This window comes from Pseudoalteromonas sp. 20-MNA-CIBAN-0454 (assembly GCF_040308685.1).
In the GTDB taxonomy this organism is placed as follows: Bacteria; Pseudomonadota; Gammaproteobacteria; order Enterobacterales; family Alteromonadaceae; genus Pseudoalteromonas; species Pseudoalteromonas nigrifaciens.
This window is the reverse complement of record NZ_JBEOOB010000192.1, coordinates 1-259: the sequence shown is the minus strand read 5'-3', so window position 1 is coordinate 259 and position 259 is coordinate 1. Positions and strand designations below refer to the sequence as shown.

At 61.4% G+C, this 259-nt stretch carries 1 protein-coding gene; it reads right to left on the bottom strand.

What is annotated here, in order from left to right:
- On the bottom strand, positions 1 to 259 hold a 259-nt coding region (locus AAEZ22_RS18480), incomplete at both ends, for a CheR family methyltransferase (RefSeq protein ID WP_352298518.1).

Here is a 259-nt window from a genome sequence, read left to right as displayed (position 1 = left end):
CGGTAGTGCTGATTCTTCTCCTTGGCAAAGTACTGGCGCAACCGTTGAGGCGGTACGTCGGTGATGATCGCTTCGGGGTACACACCATTGCGGCCATGGGTAATGGCCCGCTCATCAATATCGGTGGCAAACACCTGCATCTTTGCGCCGCTGGCATCCAGCGCCAGTTGCTCGGCCACCAGCATCGCCAGGCTGTAGGCCTCCTCGCCAGTGGAGCATCCTGCCGACCAGATACGCACCTCCTCACGGTGCGGCACGC